The 19,913-nt window shown below is 61.1% G+C and carries 16 protein-coding genes; 10 read left to right on the forward strand and 6 right to left on the reverse strand.

Going from position 1 to position 19,913, the window contains the following annotated elements:
• The first annotated feature begins 26 nt into the window (after nucleotides 1–26).
• The 7 genes from AC1DON_RS16995 (at nucleotide 27) to flbD (ending at nucleotide 7,547) form a co-directional block, all read left to right on the forward strand.
• A complete protein-coding gene (locus AC1DON_RS16995) occupies nucleotides 27–1,460 on the forward strand; it encodes a flagellar hook-basal body complex protein (RefSeq protein ID WP_476936005.1) in 1,434 nt (477 codons plus the stop codon).
• A gap of 225 nt (nucleotides 1,461–1,685) precedes the next feature.
• The gene (gene sciP, locus AC1DON_RS17000) at nucleotides 1,686–1,970 is read left to right on the forward strand and encodes a CtrA inhibitor SciP (RefSeq protein WP_476936006.1); all 285 of its coding nucleotides are present in this window, start codon (nucleotides 1,686–1,688) and stop codon (nucleotides 1,968–1,970) included.
• A 350-nt stretch (nucleotides 1,971–2,320) separates the two neighbouring features.
• Nucleotides 2,321–4,003: a flagellar basal-body MS-ring/collar protein FliF gene (gene fliF / locus AC1DON_RS17005; RefSeq protein ID WP_476936007.1), complete on the forward strand. Its 1,683-nt coding sequence runs from the start codon at nucleotides 2,321–2,323 to the stop codon at nucleotides 4,001–4,003.
• 9 nt (nucleotides 4,004–4,012) lie between these two features.
• Entirely contained in the window at nucleotides 4,013–5,035 is a 1,023-nt protein-coding gene (gene fliG, locus AC1DON_RS17010) for a flagellar motor switch protein FliG (RefSeq protein WP_476936008.1), read from the forward strand.
• A 108-nt stretch (nucleotides 5,036–5,143) separates the two neighbouring features.
• Complete coding sequence (locus tag AC1DON_RS17015; protein ID WP_476936009.1) at nucleotides 5,144–5,797, forward strand: FliH/SctL family protein; 654 nt, start codon at nucleotides 5,144–5,146, stop codon at nucleotides 5,795–5,797.
• Between the two features lie 53 nt (nucleotides 5,798–5,850).
• Nucleotides 5,851–6,180 carry a flagellar motor switch protein FliN gene (gene fliN / locus AC1DON_RS17020; protein WP_476936010.1) on the forward strand — a complete coding sequence of 110 codons (330 nt, stop codon included), beginning with the start codon at nucleotides 5,851–5,853 and terminating at the stop codon, nucleotides 6,178–6,180.
• Nucleotides 6,177–7,547 carry a sigma-54-dependent transcriptional regulator FlbD gene (gene flbD / locus AC1DON_RS17025; protein WP_476936011.1) on the forward strand — a complete coding sequence of 457 codons (1,371 nt, stop codon included), beginning with the start codon at nucleotides 6,177–6,179 and terminating at the stop codon, nucleotides 7,545–7,547. The genes fliN and flbD overlap by 4 nt, the downstream gene beginning before the upstream one ends.
• Before the next feature lie 223 nt (nucleotides 7,548–7,770).
• On the opposite strand, the gene AC1DON_RS17030 is transcribed toward flbD, so the two are convergent.
• The gene (locus AC1DON_RS17030) at nucleotides 7,771–8,370 is read right to left on the reverse strand and encodes a DUF1989 domain-containing protein (RefSeq protein WP_476936012.1); all 600 of its coding nucleotides are present in this window, start codon (nucleotides 8,368–8,370) and stop codon (nucleotides 7,771–7,773) included.
• A gap of 229 nt (nucleotides 8,371–8,599) precedes the next feature.
• Here AC1DON_RS17030 and gntA point away from each other — a divergent pair, with 229 nt between their 5' ends.
• The 3 genes from gntA (at nucleotide 8,600) to AC1DON_RS17045 (ending at nucleotide 12,191) form a co-directional block, all read left to right on the forward strand.
• Nucleotides 8,600–9,301 carry a guanitoxin biosynthesis heme-dependent pre-guanitoxin N-hydroxylase GntA gene (gene gntA, locus AC1DON_RS17035; protein ID WP_476936013.1) on the forward strand — a complete coding sequence of 234 codons (702 nt, stop codon included), beginning with the start codon at nucleotides 8,600–8,602 and terminating at the stop codon, nucleotides 9,299–9,301.
• A 98-nt stretch (nucleotides 9,302–9,399) separates the two neighbouring features.
• The gene (gene flhA / locus AC1DON_RS17040) at nucleotides 9,400–11,496 is read left to right on the forward strand and encodes a flagellar biosynthesis protein FlhA (RefSeq protein ID WP_476936014.1); all 2,097 of its coding nucleotides are present in this window, start codon (nucleotides 9,400–9,402) and stop codon (nucleotides 11,494–11,496) included.
• 122 nt (nucleotides 11,497–11,618) lie between these two features.
• Complete coding sequence (locus AC1DON_RS17045) at nucleotides 11,619–12,191, forward strand: DUF4282 domain-containing protein (RefSeq protein ID WP_476936015.1); 573 nt, start codon at nucleotides 11,619–11,621, stop codon at nucleotides 12,189–12,191.
• A gap of 54 nt (nucleotides 12,192–12,245) precedes the next feature.
• Here the strand turns inward: AC1DON_RS17045 and AC1DON_RS17050 are convergent, their stop codons facing one another.
• The 5 genes from AC1DON_RS17050 to AC1DON_RS17070 form a co-directional block, all read right to left on the reverse strand.
• Entirely contained in the window at nucleotides 12,246–13,289 is a 1,044-nt protein-coding gene (locus tag AC1DON_RS17050; protein WP_476936016.1) for an endo-1,4-beta-xylanase, read from the reverse strand.
• Between the two features lie 4 nt (nucleotides 13,290–13,293).
• Nucleotides 13,294–13,728, reverse strand: coding sequence for a flagellar export protein FliJ (locus AC1DON_RS17055; protein ID WP_476936017.1), 435 nt, complete (start codon nucleotides 13,726–13,728; stop codon nucleotides 13,294–13,296).
• Between the two features lie 121 nt (nucleotides 13,729–13,849).
• Nucleotides 13,850–15,181 carry a flagellar protein export ATPase FliI gene (gene fliI, locus AC1DON_RS17060; RefSeq protein WP_476936018.1) on the reverse strand — a complete coding sequence of 444 codons (1,332 nt, stop codon included), beginning with the start codon at nucleotides 15,179–15,181 and terminating at the stop codon, nucleotides 13,850–13,852.
• A gap of 80 nt (nucleotides 15,182–15,261) precedes the next feature.
• Nucleotides 15,262–17,403 carry a phosphocholine-specific phospholipase C gene (locus AC1DON_RS17065; protein WP_476936019.1) on the reverse strand — a complete coding sequence of 714 codons (2,142 nt, stop codon included), beginning with the start codon at nucleotides 17,401–17,403 and terminating at the stop codon, nucleotides 15,262–15,264.
• Between the two features lie 102 nt (nucleotides 17,404–17,505).
• Nucleotides 17,506–19,749, reverse strand: coding sequence for a TonB-dependent receptor plug domain-containing protein (locus tag AC1DON_RS17070; RefSeq protein WP_476936020.1), 2,244 nt, complete (start codon nucleotides 19,747–19,749; stop codon nucleotides 17,506–17,508).
• Between the last annotated feature and the right edge of the window lie 164 nt (nucleotides 19,750–19,913).

Consider the following 19,913-nt stretch of genomic DNA (forward strand, 5'->3'; position numbering starts at 1 on the left):
CAAGCTTTCTTCCAGAAGGAAATCCCATGAGCATCAACAGCGCCATGCAAACCGGAGTGACGGGGCTCGCCGCCAATTCGGCTGCGCTTACGACCATCTCCAACAACATCGCCAACGTCAACACGACGGCCTACAAGCGCGTTTCGACCGACTTTCAGTCGATCGTCACCGGTTCGACGACCAACAGCCATTTTAACAGCGGTGGCGTCAACGCGGCCTTCCGCAACAATATCTCGACCACGGGTGAGCTGGCGGCGACCAATTCCAGTCTGGATCTTGGCATCGACGGTCAGGGCTTTTTCGTCGTATCGGGTTCGCCGGAAGATGACGCGGCCATGCGCAACGTCCTGTTCACACGCGATGGTTCTTTCGTCGCGGACAAGACGGGCAAGCTCAAGAACTCGGCGGGCTTTTATCTGCAGGGCTGGCCGGTCAACGCCGATGGCTCGGTGTCGAGTGACTCGTCCGACCTGACCAAGCTGGAGCCGATCAATATCTCGAACATCGGTGGTACGGCCGAAGCGACGACCCAGGTCGCTCTCAACGGCAACCTGAAATCCAGCCAGCCGGTATCGACCGCAGTGACGGCCGGGACTTATGACCCGACCGATCCTACGGCGTCTATGTCGGTCTATGATCCGTCATCAGGTTCGTCGCCCGGTACGCGTCCCGACTTTGAAATTTCCATCCCGGTGTCGGATTCCAAGGGTGGTCAGCAATCCGTCACCATGTCGCTGCTCAAGACCGGCGCCAATACCTGGGCCTACGAAATCTGGTCGCCGAATATCGCCGACGCCGCCGGCGACACCATTGCAACAGGGGGCCTGGGCCAGATCGCGCGTGGAACCCTGGCCTTCACGACTTCGGGTGAATTCGATGAAGCGGCCTCGACCAGCGTCAATCTGACGACCGGTGTGGCCGGCGCATTCTCGCCGGATCTGGTTGTCGGCGCCTCGGCGGCGACCACCACGCCCCACTGGGATTCGACCCTCGGTGTCGCGGGCCAGACCGTTACCATGGCGTTCTCAGGCGCCAAGTCGGGCCTGACGCAATATGACGACGATTCGGTGACCCAGTCGGTGACTTCGAACGGTACGGCCTTCGGCAACCTGTCGAAGATCCAGGTCGGTGAAGACGGCATGGTGACCGCCATCTTTGACAACGGCGTCACGCGCAACATTGCTCAGGTCGCGGTGGCCAGCTTCATCAACCCCAACGGTCTGTCGCCGGTGTCGGGCAATGCCTACACGGTCAGCCGCGACTCCGGCACCTATTCGCTGAAAACGCCGGGCCTTGGCGGCACCGGCCTGCTCAGCCCCGCCAGCCTGGAGGCTTCGACGGTCGACCTGTCACAGGAGTTTACCAGCCTGATCACCACCCAGCGGGCCTATTCGGCATCGTCGCGTATCATTACGACCGCCGATCAAATGCTGCAGGAGCTGTTAAGCATAAAGCAATAACTACCTCTTTAAGAGTATTGCGAAATATATTTCTGTTTTTCGCAATGTGTTTACACTCATTAACCGGCGTTAATAAAAAGAAGCATCCTCAAGATCACGTTAAACGAAAGTTTAATATGGTTTCCTCGCAAAGATTAATGCCATATTTACTATGGCGATTAAGCGGATGTTGAGAGAGGTGCGCTACATTCATCGATATGGTGATGGTAGTAAAGGCAAAATGCCATGCTTCAAGAACAGCAACGCCGCGATAGTAAAGGCGAAAAATACGTGATTGGTCCGACTGGGGCTAAATTGACACTGGGCGACCTGCCGCCTCCGGGAACGGAGCGCTGGGTTATCCGCCGCAAGGCGGAGGTTGTGGCTGCCGTACGTGGAGGGCTTCTGACCTTCGACGAGGCATGCGAGCGCTATAATATCACGTCGGAGGAATTCCTGGCGTGGCAGAAGGCGATCGAAAACCACGGCATGGCCGGTCTGCGCACGACGCGCATTCAGCAATATCGCTGATTACCCGCGTGAGGTGACCCTGTGTCATCTCGGCGTGTGAAAGCTACAGGAAAAATCCCGATGAGTTATCTCGATGGGAATTGACTGACACTTTTTAACGGATCTGGGCTTTGGCTCAGGTCCGCTAAAGGCGTTCACGCATCCGGCATCCAGCGCCCGGGATGCATTCGTTAACCGACTTTAACCAAATTTCTAAAACCATTGTTATTTTATAGGCTTATAATCAAAGTCGAATCTTAAAAATCACCTCACATTGCCGTGAAAATTAAGCGGGCATTAACTCACCACTGGGAAATTACTGCCTAGTGCGGTGAGGTCGAAACCTCGCTTATAATGGTGATGGAGCCGGCGTGGGTTCGTTTTTCTCAGGTTTACAGAAGTTTGGTCTCGGCCGCCTGATGACCATCCTTGGCATCGCCGCCGGCGTGGCCGGTGTCCTCGCCATGGTCTTTCTTAATTTCGCCGCCCAGCCCAAGGCGCTGCTCTTCTCCAACCTTGACCTTAAGGAAGCAGGTGAAATCAGCCTGGCGCTGGATCAGGCCGGGATCAAGCACGAGGTCAAGGGCGACGGATCGACCATCATGGTCAATCGCGACGAAGTTGCCAATGCCCGCATGATGCTGGCCTCCAAGGGGCTGCCGACCGCTGCCAGCGTCGGCTATGAGATCTTCGACAATGCTCCGGCGCTGGGCCAGACCGAATTCGTCCAGAACCTGAACAACCAGCGGGCGCTGGAGGGCGAACTGGCGCGAACCATAAGGTCCATTCGCGGCATTACCTCGGCGCGCGTGCTACTGGTCATGCCCAAGCGCGAGCTGTTCGACGACGTGGCACAGCAGCCGACCGCTTCCGTCGTGCTGGGTATTACGGGCGGCGACTTCAATGCCGAACAGGTCCGCGCCATCCGCAACCTGGTCGCTTCCGCAGTGCCGAACCTGAAACCTGACAAGGTAACAGTCGTCGATGACCGCAACCGACTGCTGGCTGCGGCCGGCGAAGAAGAGGCCATGAGCGGCGCAGGCGCGGCGCACAAGAGCGACGTCGAAGAAGGCCTGCGCAAGCGTGTCAAGGAAATCGTCGAAGGTGTCGTCGGCTCCGGCGCGGCCCGTGTCACGGTCACGGCTGACCTCGACAAGACCTCGACGACGCGTGAGTCGGTCGAATACAATCCCGATGGCCAGGTGGTTCGCTCGACCCGCACTGAGGAATCGAACGACCGCTCGACCGAAGCCGATCCGAACGGCGTGACGACCGCCGCCGCCAATATCCCCGGCGGTGCCCAGACCCCGGGCGTAACCGGCAGCGGCACCCAGTCGGGCACGACGTCGGAAACGACCAATTACGAAATCTCGACCACCAAGACGACGACCGTCACCGGCCCCGGCGATATCCGCAAGCTGGCGGTCTCGGTCGCGGTCGATGACCTGGTCACGCCCTCCAAGGACGGCAAGGCGCCCGACGCCTATGCCAAGCGCTCGGCCGAGGACATGCAAAAGATCGACGCCCTGGTGAAAGCCGCCATTGGCTACGACCAGGCGCGCGGCGACCAGGTCCAGGTCGTCAATGTCCGCTTCAATCATGATATCGGCGGCACGGTCGGCGGCGAGGCCTCCAAGGCGCCGCTGATGGACTTCGACAAGAATGACATCATGCGCGGCGCCGAAATCGCCGTCTTGCTGATCGTGGCGCTGCTGACCCTGTTCTTTGTCGCCAAGCCACTGATGAAGTTCATCAATTCCGGCCCGACCACCTACCTTTCGGCAGCCAATGGCGGACAGCTGGCTATGGCGGGTGCCGCGCCCGGCATGCCTCAGGTCGCCATGGCAGGCGCCGCGCCAGGTGCGCCGGCATCCGCAATCTCCGGCCCGGCATCCACGGCCATGGCCCCCATGGCGGAGGCCGAGGCGCGCATCGACATCGCCCGCATCGAAGGTCAGGTTAAGGCCTCGTCGGTCAAGAAGGTGTCGGAATTCGTCGATCGCCATCCGGAAGAGTCGGTATCGATTCTCCGGTCCTGGCTTCACGATTCCTGAGGCTGACGCATGGCACGCAAGAACGTCATCGATGATCCGAAACGCCTGAGCGGGGTCGAAAAGGCCGCGGTCGTGCTGCTGGCGCTGGGCGAAGATCACGTCGCCTTGTGGCAGTCCATGGACGAGGAAGAGATCAAGGAAATCTCCCAGGCGATGTCGAGCCTCGGCACGGTGGCGTCGAATGTCGTTGAAGAACTGCTGGTCGAATTCGTCTCGGGCATGAGCAATTCCGGCACCATCATGGGGTCGTTCGAGCAGACCCAGCGTCTGCTCGGCAACTTCCTGCCGCCGGAAAAAGTCGAATCCCTGATGGAGGAAATTCGCGGTCCGGCCGGCCGGACCATGTGGGACAAGCTGGGCAACGTCAACGAAGGCGTCCTGGCCAACTATCTGAAGAATGAATACCCGCAGACCGTCGCCGTTGTCCTGTCCAAGATCAAGGCCGACCATGCCGCGCGCGTCCTGTCCTCCCTGCCGGAAGACTTCGCGCTGGAGTGCGTCCAGCGCATGCTGCGCATGGAGCCGGTGCAGCGCGAAATCCTCGACAAGATCGAGCAGACCCTGCGCGTCGAATTCATGTCGAACCTGGCGCGGACCTCCAAGCGCGATAGCCACGAGCTCATGGCCGAAATCTTCAACAATTTCGATCGCCAGACCGAAAGCCGTTTCGTCGCCGCCCTGGAAGAACGCAACCGCGAATCCGCTGAACGTATCCGCGCCCTGATGTTTGTGTTTGAGGACCTGTCGAAGCTTGATCCGGGTGGCGTGCAGACCCTGCTGCGTGCGGTCGAGAAGGACCAGCTGGCCCTGGCGCTCAAGGGCGCGTCGGACAGCTTGCGCGACATGTTCATGTCCAACATGTCCGAACGTGCCGCCAAGATCATGCGCGACGACATGGAAAGCATGGGCCCTGTGCGCCTCAAGGACGTCGACGTCGCCCAGATGTCGATGGTCCAGATCGCCAAGGACCTGGCGGCCAAGGGCGAAATCATGCTTGCCGGTCAGGGGGGCGATGATGAGCTTATTTACTAGTTTGCGTTCAGCTCGCTTTCGCTCGCCTGGCGCCAAGCAGGCTGCGCGTCTCAACGGCGCTAGTCGCTTCGCTCCGTTGTTTCATTCTGCTTTGGCGGAGCGAGCCCCATGACCTCCGTCCAGCACAAGAAGTTCGAATTCGGCACAGTCTTCGGCGACAGCGGCAATGTTGTCTCCCAGCCCAAGCGCGAAAAGAAGGCCTTCACGCCCGAAGAGGTCGAAGCCATCCGCGCTCAAGCCTACGCCGAAGGCGAAAATTCGGCCATGGCGCGCGCCCAGATGGCGCAGACCGCCGCGATTCAGGATCTGGCAGGCAGCGCCCAACAGGGCTTGTCCGGCCTGACCCAGGCGATCCACGCCCACAAGCAGGCCAGCGTCGAACTGGCGCTCGTCTGCGCCCAGAAGATCGCCGCCGAGGCGCTCGATCGTTTTCCGCAGGCGCCGGTCAAGGCTGCGCTCGAAACCATGGGCATGGAAATCGAGAAGGCGACGCGGCTGGTGCTTCTGGCCAATGATCCTGACGAGGCCATCAAGGCTGCAGCCGAGGACGCCGCGCACATGGCGGGCTTCGCCGGGGCGATCCAGTTCCGCAACACGCCGCAAATGCCAAGGGGCGCGTTTGAGATCGTCTGGTCCGATGGCCGCGCCAGCTTCGACCCGCAACAGGTTTTCGACACGCTCAGCCAGGCGCTTCACGAAGCGCTTGAAGCCGAGGCGTATCACGCTACCCGTGCCGCAAACCCGCAAGGGGCGGCGCACTGATTTTTCCCGCGATATGTCGTTTTGGCATATCGCTCCAGTAAAGGTTTACTCCCATGGCCGATCTCGGTTTGGAAGATTTTGACGAAAGCGCCGGCCCGTCCTTCACGGAAGACGACGGTGGCGACAAGGCGGCCGCCGATCTGGCGCCTGTCTTCGACGTGCCGGTCAACATCTCGGCCGTGCTCGGAAAATCGTACATGTCGGTGTCGCAGCTGCTCAAGCTCGGTCAGGGCAGCGTGCTGGAACTGGACCGCAAGGTCGGGGAAGCCATCGATATCTATGTCAACAACCGCCTTGTGGCGCGCGGCGAAGTGGTGGTCGTGGACGACCGCCTGGGCGTGACCATGACGGAAATCATCAAAAGCGAGGACGCCGGATCATGAGGCTCTTAGTCGTTGGAAAGCTGAGCGGCCAGTTATCGGTCGCCGTCAAGATGGCCATGGACACCGGCGCCAAGGTCGCCCACGTCGAAACCGTGGCGCAGGCGACCGAAGCCCTGCGCAAGGGGCAGGGCGCCGATCTGCTCATGGTCGATTACGAGCTGGATATCGCCGGCCTGATCGAGGCCAATGAGCGCGAGCATATCTCGGTTCATATCGTCGCCTGCGGCGTCAATCCCGATCCGCGCAAGGCGGCCCAGGCGATCACCGCCGGCGCCAAGGAATTCATTCCTTTGCCGCCCGACGCCGAGCTGATCGCTGCCGTGCTGGCCGCCGTGTCGGATGATGCCCGCCCGTTGATCACCAATGACCCGGCCATGCAGTCGGTCGTCAAGCTGGCCGACCAGGTGGCAGCGTCCGACGCCTCCATCCTGATCACCGGCGAAAGCGGTGTCGGTAAGGAAGTCATGGCGCGCTACCTGCACGAAAAGTCGCGCCGCGCCCAAAAGCCGTTCATCAGCGTCAACTGCGCCGCCATTCCCGACAACCTGCTGGAATCGGAACTGTTTGGCCACGAAAAGGGGGCCTTCACCGGCGCCATGGCCCGCCGTATCGGCAAGTTCGAAGAGGCTGACGGCGGCACGCTTCTGCTCGACGAAATCTCGGAAATGGATGTGCGTCTGCAGGCCAAGCTGCTGCGTGCGCTGCAGGAGCGGGTCATCGACCGCGTCGGCGGCGCCAAGCCGGTGCCGGTCAATATCCGTGTGCTGGCGACTTCGAACCGGAACCTGGTCCAGGCCGTCAAGGACGGCGCCTTCCGCGAAGACCTGCTTTATCGCCTGAACGTCATCAACCTTGCCGTGCCGCCGCTGCGTGAGCGTCCAGCCGATATTCTGGCCCTGTCGGAATATTTCGCCAAGAAGTACTCCGAAGCCAATGCCATTGCACTGAAGCCGATTGGCCTGGAAGCCAAGCGCCGCCTTCAAGCCCATCCGTGGCCGGGCAATGTCCGTGAGCTGGAAAATGCCATGCACCGTGCCGTCCTGCTGTCGTCAGGTTCGGAAATTGACGCCGAAGCGATCCGCCTGCCGGATGGACAACCGCTCAATCCGGTGGCGCCGATTGGTTCCGACTATGTCGGCCGTATCAGCCTGGCGGCGGAAAGTGCCGCGCGTACCTTTGTGGGATCGACCGTGGCCGAAGTCGAACAGAAGCTGATCCTGGATACGCTCAGCCACTGCTTCGGCAACCGGACGCATGCCGCGAATATTCTGGGCATCTCGATCCGGACCCTGCGCAATAAGCTGAATGAATATTCGGCTGCCGGGCTGTCCGTTCCGGCGCCGCAATCGGGTGCCAGCGCGGCCTGATACCAAGACAGGCAGATTGATCTTCGCCCTCCCCATTTATGGGGTGAGCGCGGCGACAGTATAGCTTTCGCAAGCGAAGGGACCGCCGAAGGCGGTGGGCGGGGCCTTCTTGGTCAACGCCAATCTCCTGCGTTCGTCTTAATCTACGGCTGGGCCCCTTCCGTCTTTGAGCGCTAAACGCGCTCAAATTCACCTCCCCCATAAATAGGGGAGGCGAAGAAGGCTAAGCTACTGGCTCCGCCTCTTCCACCCGGTAATGGATCGGCTTGAACGCATAGTTGTTCGACTGAAGCGCCGAACACGCCGTCAGGGCCACGATCAGATCCATCTCGGCTTCGAAGAGGATATGGTCGCCGGCCTTGCTCATTGGCGGATCGACGCGCAGTTCGCCGGTCTCGCCATTGACCTGGACGTTCATGAAGATGTTGAAGGCGATCGGGATCTGGTCGGGCTGGATGCCATACGGCTCCAGCGCGTGCGACAGGTTGCCGAAACAGCCGTGGTGCGGATGTTCATCGCCATAGATGATGCGGAACGTGTCGGCTGAGCACGGCGTCAGCAGGAAATCGTGGCGGCCAACCGTGTCCTCGACGATCTTCAGCATGACATTGCTGCGGTTGGAATAGAGCGGGTCGCCGACGCTCAGGAAAAGCTTGGATGCGTAATCAAGCGTTCGGCCCGAGGATATCACTTCATTAGTGTCATCGGCGTTGAAGGCCAGCATATCCGAAACCTGCTCGCCGTTCGGATCGATAACGCGCAGGCGCTGACCCTTGGCGAGTTTGAAGGCGGCGCCCGAGCGCGGCGGGATTTCGATGGTCATGGTGTCTCCTGAACAGCTCCCACCACCATAGGCAAAGCGAAGTAAGGACGGCATATGAAGCCTCAGCAGTTCTGTAAATGCGGCGCAAGTCATTCGAAACCATGTGGATTTGAGTAAATATCCAGCCAGCAAGCGGGCTTATGGGCTCCTTGTCCGGCAACCTTGGCTTACATCGTTCGATCTTACCGACAAGTGGATAGGTTCAGCTTCCCAGCAGAGGAAGCGTAACGTGTATCCCGTACCCCAGGTTTTAGAAGAAACGACCCGCGCACAAAGCGCTTTGATTGAACGTTTCGAATCCCATATCCGTGCCAAAGACTTCCCCTGTGTCGGCGCCAAGTCGGCCCTCGCCAAGCACCAGATGCAGTTCTTTGTCGCGGGAGATATCCGCTGTCCCCGTGACGATGCCGCCCTTTACGAAGCTATCCGCGACTTTGCGCAAGGTTTCAAACAGTCGCCTGAGCCGTTTCAGACCTTTATCGTACTGTTCGACATGCACGACAGTTTGAGCGAGGAAGCCTTCGAAAAAGCGCTGTGGACGCGGCTTGAATCTCTTGAAGGTATAGATGCCACGCGTGGTCAGCCCTACGATCCGCGCGTCAGTTCCGACCCTGAAGACGCCAGCTTCTCGCTGAGCTTCGGCGGTGAAGCCTTTTTCGTTGTCGGACTGCATCCAAACTCCAGCCGCGCCTCGCGCCGCTTTGAAGTGCCGGCCCTTGTCTTCAACGCCCACGACCAGTTCGAAATCCTGCGCAAGGATGGCCGCTACGACACTATGCGCGAGACCATTCTTAAGCGTGATGCCGCCTATTCCGGCTCGGTCAATCCAATGGTCGCCCGCCACGGGGAGATTTCTGAGGCCCGTCAATATAGCGGTCGTCAGGTCGATGAAAGCTGGCGCTGCCCGATGCAGCGAATGCACGCATCTTAACACCTTGTTCACCACCTTCCGGGTAAATTTTGCCTAGCGACCGCGCCGTAGGCCCGTGTCGAATCCAGTCATAATTTGTGTTACCGGAGGCCGTCTAAGTGGCTGCAGCGGCCGCGGGCAATGGACCTGCGATTTCCTTCAATGACGTGATGGGCTGGCTGAAGCGCGGTGAAGTCGTGATGGCGCTTGGCGTCATTATGATCATCGTCTTCCTGATCATCCCGATCCCGGCAATCATGCTCGACGTGCTGCTGTCGTTGTCGATCACCTCGTCGATTCTGATCCTGATGACCGCCATCCTGATCAAGAAGCCACTGGATTTCTCGGCATTCCCGACCGTGCTGCTGGTCACCACCATGTTCCGCCTGTCGCTGAACGTGGCCTCGACCCGCCTGATCCTCAGCCACGGCCATGAGGGTGAGGCCGCTGCCGGCGCGACCATCAAGGCGTTCGGTCAACTGCTGATGCAAGGCAACTTCATCATCGGTATCGTGCTGTTCGCCATCTTCATCCTGATCAACTTCGTCGTCATCACCAAGGGTTCGGGCCGTATCGCCGAAGTCGCCGCGCGCTTCACCCTCGACTCGATGCCGGGCAAGCAGATGGCTATCGACGCCGACCTGTCGTCGGGCCTGATCGACACCGACGAAGCCAAGCGGCGCCGCAAGGAGGTCGAGCAGGAATCAGGCTTCTTCGGCGCCATGGACGGTGCCTCGAAGTTCGTGCGCGGCGATGCCGTGGCGGGCCTGGTCATCACTGCCATCAATATCGTCGGCGGTATCCTGATCGGTATGTTCAGCCACCAACTTCCCATTGGTGAGGCGGCGCAGAAGTACATCGAACTGACGGTCGGCGACGGCCTGGTCACCCAGATCCCGGCGCTGATCATTTCGATGGCCGCGGGCTTCCTGGTTTCGAAGGCCGGCGTCGACGGTTCCGCCGACAAGGCGCTGGTCGCGCAGCTGGCAACCAATCCGGTGGCGCTGGGCATGGTGTCGGCAGCCTCGGGCGTCCTCGGCCTCGTTCCCGGCATGCCGATCCTGCCGTTCGCGGCGGTGGCGCTGGGCGCTGGTTTCCTGGCCTACAAGATGGGGACCAAGCCCACGCCGCCAACGGCTGAGGAGATGAGAGCGACAGAGCAGGAGAACCTGCCGCCGGAAGAAGAACCAATCTCGGCGGCGCTGGCCATCGACGATGTCAAGATGGAGCTGGGCCTGGGTCTTCTCGGGCTCATCAACGACCTCGATGGTCGCAAACTGACCGACCAGATCAAGGCCCTGCGCCGGACCCTGGCACAGGAATACGGTTTCATCATGCCGTCCGTGCGCATCCTCGACAATATGCGCCTGCCCAATCAGGGCTACTGCCTGCGCATCAAGGAGATGGAAGCCGGTTCGGGGGAGGTCCGTATCGGTTCGCTGATGGCCATGGACCCGTCGGGGCGACAGGTGGATTTGCCGGGCGAGCACATGAAGGAGCCGGCCTTTGGCCTGCCCGCGACCTGGATCGACCAGAACCTGCGCGAAGAAGCGACCTTCCTCGGCTACACCATCGTCGATCCGGCGACCGTCATCACCACGCACCTGACCGAGATACTCAAGGACAACATGGCGGACCTGTTGTCCTATTCGGAATTGACCAAGCTTTTGCGCGACCTGCCGGCCGACCAGAAGAAGCTGGCCGAAGACCTGATCCCGAGCGTCGTGACGACGGCGACGGTCCAGCGCGTACTCCAGGCCCTGCTCAAGGAGCGCGTGTCGATCCGCGACCTGCCGGCTATCCTGGAAGCCCTGGGCGAAGCCGCCGCCCACACCAAGTCGATCACAAATATGGTCGAACACGTCCGTTCGCGCCTGGCGCGCCAGCTGTGCTGGCAGAACCGCTCCGAAGACAACTCGCTGCCGATCGTCACCCTGTCGCACGACTGGGAAAATGCCTTTGCCTCGTCGCTGGTGGGCCAGGGCGAGGACCGGCAACTGACCATGGCGCCGTCGGCACTGCAGGAATTTATCCGCACGGTGCGCGACACCTTTGAGCGCGTGTCGATGACGGGTGAAGTGGCGGTGCTGCTGACCTCGCCAAACATCCGTCCGTTTGTGCGATCAATCGTTGAGCGTTTCCGCGCTAACACGGTTGTGATGAGCCAGAACGAGATTCATCCGAAGGTCAGGCTCAAGACCGTCGGACAGGTGTGATTTCGAGGACTTGACATTTTTGTGCCAAAGTCCCTTTTGAACGAAACAGACGGTGAGAGTTCGTTTTTTTGGCGCAATTGCGTGTATAATACGCTTCGCGACACGATCAGGTTAGGGACATCATGAGCAAGATCATCCGTCAGGCATTCGGCAGCACCCGGCCCTCGGACATCACGCGGACGCTTCTGACCTTCGACCGGCTGACCGCGCGCCCAATTGTCCATATCGTCTACTGGCTGGGCCTTGGTCTGTTGTTCATCGCCGCCATGGGGTTCCTGGGCGTTGCCGTTGGTTCGGTGATCAAGGACCCGTCGATGTGGGGCATGCTGCTGTCCTTCGGCGTGCTGATCGTCAGCTGGCTGATGGTCCTGATCGGCATCATGCTGTGGCGCGCCTTCTGCGAATTCTACATGGCGGTGCTCAGCATCGCGGATGACCTGCGAGTCTTGCGCCAATACCAGGAAAAGCTGGAACCGGCCCCGGCTTCGCGGCCGCAATCGCCTTATATGGCGCCGCAGGCCGAGGCCGCGGCTCAACCGCAACCCGCGTCTACGGTTCAGCCGGCGACCGCGCGTCCCGATCCCCTGCGTTTCGAAGTGCCGTCGTCGGACGCTCCAGCAGGTGTCGAGCCGGAAACCGGCAATATCCTGGAAGACCCGTTCTTCCGCCCGCGCTTCGGCAAAGCTGAGCAATAAGCGCTTTCCAAAAAGTGTGCAGCGGTTTTTGGATAGAAAGCGCGAAAAGAATAGCTAGGCGAGTACCTTCGCCAGGGCTGCTGTCAAAGGTTTGGGCCGGCCCAGCTTGTCGAACAGCAAGGGTTCGTCGCGGCCATTGGTTTCGCGCGGTGCATTGATCCACGAATCGGAATCACGCAGGCCCCAGAAGGTCAGCCCGTACTGCTGGCCGGCCGGTATAGCCTTGTAGGCGGTGACGATCTCTTCCAGCGCGCGGATCTGGTCGAGGCGCGGTTCGGCCATGCTACCCAGCTTGTAATCCGAAATGGCGATATCGACTTCCGACACATGGACCTTCAGGCCTAGCGAGGCAATGTCGCGAATGGCCTCGGTAATCATGCCGGGCTTGATGTCGGCCGAGATGTGCGTCTGGGTGCCAATACCGGAAATCGGCGCGCCGGATTTCAGCAGGTTTTCGACCAGTTTCAGCAGGGTTTTGCGCTTCACCGGCCGGTGTTCGAGATGGTATTCGTTGACGAACAGCACAGCATCTGGATCGGCCTCATGGGCAGCGGCAAACGCCAGGCCGATATAGTCGTCGCCCAGCACCTGACGCCACAGGCAGTCGCGCAGCCCTTCGCCCTCGAACTTTATCGGCTCGTTGACGACGTCCCAGCCGGTGGCGCCGCCGCGATAGCGCGTCATGACGGCGTTGATATAGTCGGCATAGAAGGTGAGAAACGCTTCGCGGTTGCCTTTAAGCTTTTGGAACGGCTCGCCGTCCTGCTCGTACCAGACCAGCGTATGGCCGTGGACCTTCATGCCGTTGTCGCGGGCGAACCTTGCCAGGCGATCGCCGCGGTCGAATTGCAGCGTGCCGTCGGGCTTCAGCACGTATTCCATCTTGCTTTCCCACTCGGCCGTCAGGCGCGAAAAGTGGGTGGTCGCCAGCTTCGTCCACTCCGGATCGTCGAGTTGCAGGTCGCGTACGGCCACGCCCAGGGGCGTAGCCAGCAGCGACTTCAGCGGCGGAATGGAAATATAGTCCTGTTTGGCGCAGGCAGGGGCGGCGAGGAGCGCCGAAGCGCCCGCGATGAGGTTTCGCCGCGAGAGCTTCATATGATCAGGCGCGGCGCTGGGCCTTGGCGGCATTGCCGGCGATGCGCAAAGCCGCTTCGTCCAGCATGGCGTCTTCGACGCGCTTGGCGGCGGCGACCTGCTTCAGCTTGGTGACTTCGGCGACGTGCTCGAACTTCTTCAGGTCTTCGAAAGCGTTGCTCAGGGAATCGCGGATGCCAGCTTCTTCCTGGGAGATCAGGTCCATTTCGGCGACGGCGGTGTCGCGGCGGAACTTGTAGCCGTGCTTGTAGGCGCTAAGGCCGTGCGCCAGGCTGGCGTCCTGCGAGGCGCGAACGCATTCCAGCTCGAACTCGGCATCCAGGGTCGCAACGCGCATTTCGATGTGGGTGCGGCGGGTGACGACTTCGGCGAGGCGTTTCTGCAGAGTCTCAACCTCGAAGGTCGAGAGACGGATCAGAGACTTTGCCCACTTGGTCATAACAGTACCCTTCACTTTTTACGCGCGGTCCTCAAGAAGCGTTAGGACGCTTCTAAGGCATGCGCGGCGGGCGGTCGCCCTTGCCGAATGCTATGCATTCGGAACTGGTTAATCCTGACGATCAGGACTGACTCAAAATTTGACCCAAAAGTGTAAAGGACTCGTCAAGAGGTGTGTATTCGTCCTTACCCTGACGCAGGAAATCTTCGACGGCAGGGTTAAGGATTATGGCGCGATCGACGTCCGGATCGGCGCCAGTGCGATAGGCGCCGATGCGGATCAGTTCTTCCATGTTGGTATAGCTTGACAGGACCTTGCGGGCCTGGCGGACGATCTCGCGTTCCGGGATGGTCTGGCAGTCGGGCATGGTTCGGCTGATGCTTTTAAGCACATCGATCGCCGGGAAGCGGCCGCGTTCGGCAATACCCCGGCTCATGACGATATGGCCGTCGAGAATACCGCGCACAGCGTCGGCGATCGGCTCATTGTGGTCGTCGCCGTCCACCAGCACGGTGAAAAGCCCGGTGATCGGGCCGGTGCGCGTGCCGTCGGCCAGGATCGGACCCGGGCCGGCGCGTTCCAGCAGCTTGGGCAGTTCGGCAAAACAGGTCGGCGTATAGCCCTTTGTCGTAGGTGGCTCGCCGGTCGCAAGCCCGATCTCGCGCTGGGCCATGGCGAAGCGCGTCACCGAGTCCATCAAGCACAGGACTTCGAGGCCCTGGTCGCGCAGATATTCGGATAGCGCCAGGGTCATATAGGCCGCCTGGCGGCGTTTCAGCGCCGGCTCGTCCGAGGTGGCGACAACGACGATGGCGCGCCTGAGGCCTTCGGGGCCAAGCGTTTCTTCGACAAATTCGCGCACTTCACGGCCGCGTTCGCCGATCAGGCCGACGACGACGGCGTCACAGGTGGCCTCTCTGGCCAGCATGGACAGCAGGACCGATTTGCCGACGCCCGAACCGGCGAAGACGCCGAGACGCTGGCCGCGGCAGCAGGTGGTGAAGACGTCCATGGCGCGGACACCGAGATTGAGGCGTTCGCCAACCTTCTGGCGCGAATGGGCGGACGGTGGCGAAGCCTTGAGGAGATAGCCTTCAGGACCTTGGGGCAGGGGGCCGAAGCCGTCGATCGGTTCGCCGAAGCTATCGATGATGCGCCCCAGCCACGCGGTGGTCGGGTGGACCTTGGCGCCTTCGGAGGAGATGCGGATTTCGGCCCCGGGCGTGATGCCTTCGACAGGGCCGAAGGGCATCATCAAGGCGCGGTCCTCGCGGAAGCCGACGACTTCGACGGGCAGGGGCGTGTCGTGGCGACGGATGATTTCGCACCGCGCTCCGACCTGCATATAGCTTAGGCCGCCCTTGGCTTCGATCAGCAGGCCGTTGACCACGGCGACCCGACCGAAGACGCGCATCGGGTCGACATTGCGGGCAAGGTGCACCAGTTGTTCCATGCCGGACAGTATGGTGAACGACGCCTTAAGATTCGTTAACGCCAGGGCGTTCTGCCCTTCACTTTATGGGGAGTGCTGGCCTAAAATTTCGGCAGGCGCATTTCCGGCTTTGTGGCGGGTGTCGGCTCATTGACAGCCGCCATCGCCGGGTCGCTGATGCCGTGGGCGCCGGTTTCCAAACGTCCGGCAAAGCGGCGTTCGAAGCCTTCGCTGCTTACCGTCACATCGTACCAGTTGCCCTGCTTACTCAGCTCAAACACAGCTTTCTGCGAAGCGCCGGCAGCCAGCGTTACCGTCTTCACGCCCTGGCCATAGACCTCTGCATCAAGCGTGAGCGTAACCGAAGCCGAACCGCGATTGCGCATCTGGATCGTCAGCGCGGCCGGCGTCGCGCTGGTCGTTGCCGTGACCTCGATCCCGGCCGTTTCCGCACGACTGACAAAGGCGCGGTGGAAGCCGTTCGGCCCCAGCACCCACAGGTCGTGGCGTGCACCGGCAAAGCTGTCGCTCAAAGTCTTGTCCGCCTCGACCGTATAACGGCGCGGAATGGCCTCCAAATTCAGGCGGTCGTAGACGTGGAAGACCGCGCCCGCCGTGCCCGTGTTGACAAAGGTTAGTTCGATAGCGCCAGCCTTGACGGCCGCCTTGACGTCGAGCGCATAGGGCAGGGCGCGCGAGAGACGCGAACCCTTTTCCTGCACCAGAGGCTCCGGCTTTACCGGCGGCTCGATCCGTTTGCGGTGGATCTGCGACAGCACGGCCTTTTCCGAACCCGAGGCATCGGGCAGGCCGGGGAAGGCCGGGTCTTCGACGTGTGAGAAATCGAACGCCGAGGTCAGGTCGCCGCACACCGCGCGGTGCCATGGGCTGATCGCCGGCACGGTGACGCCGAAACGCTTTTCGAGGAACTGGCCGACCGAGGTGTGGTCGAAGACCTGCGACGACACCCAGCCGCCTTTTGACCACGGCGAGACGACGTACATCGGCACGCGCGCGCTCAGGCCCCAGGGGCGGACGGTGCCGCTGATCGTGTCGGACGGGTCGAGGAACTTGCGCTGCGGATCGTTGAAGTAGAAGCCCTTCAGATCGACCGTCGACTTGCCCATCAGCGTGCCATCGGCCGCATAGGAGGGCGGTGCCGACGGCGGCAGGTGGTCGAACAGGCCGTCATTCTCGTCAAACGTCTGGAAGAAAACGGTCGAGCCCCAGACATCCGGATTGGCCGTTAGGGCATTGAGAATGCCGGCGGTGAATTCCGCGCCCTGCAAAGGCGTCGAGGCGCCGGGATGTTCCGACCATTCCTTCGGCGGCAGGATCCAGGACACGGCTGGCAGGGTGTCGTTCTTCACGTCCTCGGCAAGCTGTTCCAGCGACCAGTGGCTCATGCCCTTTTCATAGAGGGGCGAGCCCGGCTTGGCATTGCGGAAGCTCTCGAACGCCAGGCCGCCGTGCATGGCGCCGGTCCAGTTGTCGTTCGGGTCCTGGTAGATGCGCCATGACACGCCGGCGTTTTCCAGCACGTCCGGAAGCGTCAGCCACGGAAACGCCGAGCCCTGGTACTGGTAACCGGGCTCGGGCAGGGCGCCCTTGACCCAGCAGCGCATATTGTTGGGCTCGGAATCGGCTTCGGTGCCGTTGATGCCCTGCGCGCGCAGCTTCGGATCGTGGTTCGAACCCGACCAGAAGACGATGCGGTTCGGGTCGGTGCCGGTGGTGATCGAGCAATGATAGTGGTCACAGATGGTGAAGGCTTCGGCCAGGGCGAACTGGAACGGGATGTCATCGCGCTGGTAATAGCCCATCGAATAGGGGTTCTTGTACTTCGGCCAGAAGCCGAACTTGCCCTGGTTCCAGGCCGCCTGGCTGTCTGAGAAGCTGTGCGGCGTCCCAGGCACGGCAATGGCGTTGGTTTTCTGGGTGTCGAGGTGGTAGGGCGGGATGACCTTCTGGCCGTCCGACTGCTGCCAGACCGGGCCGGCGCTCATCGGGATCGGGAAGCGGTCGCCGAAGCCGCGCACGCCGCGCATCGTGCCGAAATAGTGGTCGAAGGACCGGTTCTCCTGCATCAGGATGACGATATGCTTCACGTCCTTGATGGTGCCGGTGACGCGCTTGGCCGGCAGGCTGGCGGCCTGGGCAATGGCGCTGGCGAACGGGGTGGCGGCCATGGCGGCGCCCGCGCCCATCAGGCTCAGAAAGGAACGGCGGTCGGTCTGCGTCATGTCGGATATCCTTCGGACGGACTTCGGTTTTAGAGGGAGCGATAGGAGGAAAAGGTGCGAGGACCGGCTGGGGAAACCGGCCCTCGCTGAGTTCAACGAAGCTTAGAACTTCGTCGAATAGGTCAGGTAGAAGCTGCGCGGCTTGCCTTCGAACGGATAGCCGTAGAAGTAGCGGTCGTCCGTATTCGTGTATTCACCACGGTTGAAGGCCTGGCCGTACAGGTTGTTGCCGAAGCCGTAGCGTTCGGCATAGTAGGTGTCGAACAGGTTGGCGACGCGCAGCTGGAAGCGGTGCTCCATGTTCTTGCCGGCCAGGTAGGTCAGCGTGCCGTTGACGACGGTGTAGTCACCGAAGTTGTAGCGGAACTTTTCAGCCGGACCGCCTGTCGACCATTCAGGCCCCTGGGTACGCGACAGCAGTTGCGCCTTGATGCGTCCGCCCTTCGATTCCCAGTTCAGGCGGCCGATGACGAACCATTCCGGTGTTTCGTTGATCTGGATGCCCTGGCGCGGGCCGCTGGCGGGCGCCGCGTCCTGGGCCGTGTACGAGAAGCCGAACGACCACTGGCTGCCGATGTTGACGTCGGCGTCGGCGGTCAGGCCCTTGATCTTGGTGATGGCCGTGTCGTTGTAGTAGCTGTCGACCTTGGTCGGGGTGCCGTTGACGTCAATGGTAATTGGCTGGCCCGAAGTCGTGCGGATGCGGTTCGAGATTTCGGTGTCGAAGGCGCCGATTTCACCCGAGACTGTCAGGCTGCCGGCGACATGACGATAGCCGAGACCGAAATTGTAGGTCTGCGTCTCTTCCGGCAGCAGCGACGGGTTGCCGATGACCGTGTAAGGAACGGACGACGCCGTTTCCGGCGGACGCGGGTTGTTGATGTACAGTTCGTTGGTCTGCGGCAGGCTGTAGGAGGTGCCGCCGTTGCCGCGGACATAGAAGTTGCCGACCGGATGCTTGAAGCCGAACTTCCACACCGTCTTGCTGTCGAAGGCTTCCGAGAAGTCCTGGCGGATGGCGACCGAGATGTTGGTCTGCGGGCTGAACGGCAGCTTCGGGTGGAAGTCGACAAAGACGCCGGTCGTCGTCGAGTCGTTGTCCGGGGTAGCGAATCGTTGGTCCGAGTCGTCGGCGTAGGAGACGTACTGGACACCGGCGACGAGTTCGAGATAACGGTTCAGGTTGAGCGTGGTGCGGACCGTGGCGCCCGTTTCCTTGAAGCCGCTGCGGAACTGGTTGGACGTGCCGAAGCCGTGGCCGAGCGCCGGCTCGACTGCGCCTGTCCACGCACCGCGCGGGATCAGGGGCTTGGTCGGGTTGTTCGGATCGACGCAGCCGGCGGCAATCTTGCAGATTTCCGGATAGACTTCGGCGTTCCACAGTTCCGGGTTGGAATAGTAGGCCGAGGCTTCGATCAGGACGTTGTCGCTGAAGCGCTTGGTGAAGGAAACGTCGGCGATCGGGTAGCGCAGGGTGTTCGGCGAATAGCTCTCACCCGACGGGAAGGCGTCCTGGAACCAGCTTTCGGTGTAGATGACATTGGCGCGCAGCTCGGTATTGTCGTCGATCTTCCACAGGTACTTGGCGCCGATGTCATTCTTGTTGAGCGGATAGTCTTGGATGCCGCCGGAGAGGGCGACGTTATCGGTGAACTTGGCCGGGTCAAAAATGCGCGGGCCGTCGGTCGCCAGCATGGCGCCGTAGAACATCAACGAGTGCTTGCCGGCGTCATCAAGCGCGAAGGAATAATTGCCCCACAGTTCGCGGGTGGCGAAAGAGCCATAGGAGACGCCGAACTCACCCTTGCGGGTGCCGTCCGGCTTCTTGGTGACGACGTTGACGACGCCGATGCCGCCGTTCGAGCCGAAATACAGGCTGTTTCCGCCGCGATAGACTTCGATATTCTCGATCATGTGCGGATCGATCGTCGTGGCGCCCCAGATGTTTTCCAGAGCCGGGCCACGGTCGTAGAGCGGCACGCCGTCCAGCGTCACCAGGGTGTCGCGATCTCCGCCGCCATCGAGACGGATGGTGAACTCGCCTTCATCGGGCGAATAGCCGACATTGACGCCCTTGACCAGGAACTGGGCGGCTTCGGCGAAGTTGATCGAGCCCGACTGGTCGATCTGTTCGGCGGTGATGACCTGAACCTCGGTGCCGTAAGCCGACATTTCCTTGGCCGTGGTCGAGGCGGTCGAGCGCTTGCCGGTGACGGTAACGACGGATTCGGCATCGGCCTCCGCGTTGTTGGCAGCATTGTCGGCAAAGGCGCCGCCCGCCAGGCCGCAGCCCAGCGACACGAGCCCCAGCAGGGACGCGTGATAACGTTTTGACTTCAAGAACATGATCTTACCCCATGATGTCACATGCCGCACCTGGGAGGTCGGGGACGGCTGACTGGTTGGGGAAACTAGAGACGGCTTGTGACAGAATCGTCCCAGATTAATGACGCGTTAATGAAATTTACTCAGTTTTTATAATTCATAAAAATGAAATTGCCTCACTTTGA

This window comes from Asticcacaulis sp. P4_H10, from assembly GCF_056400965.1.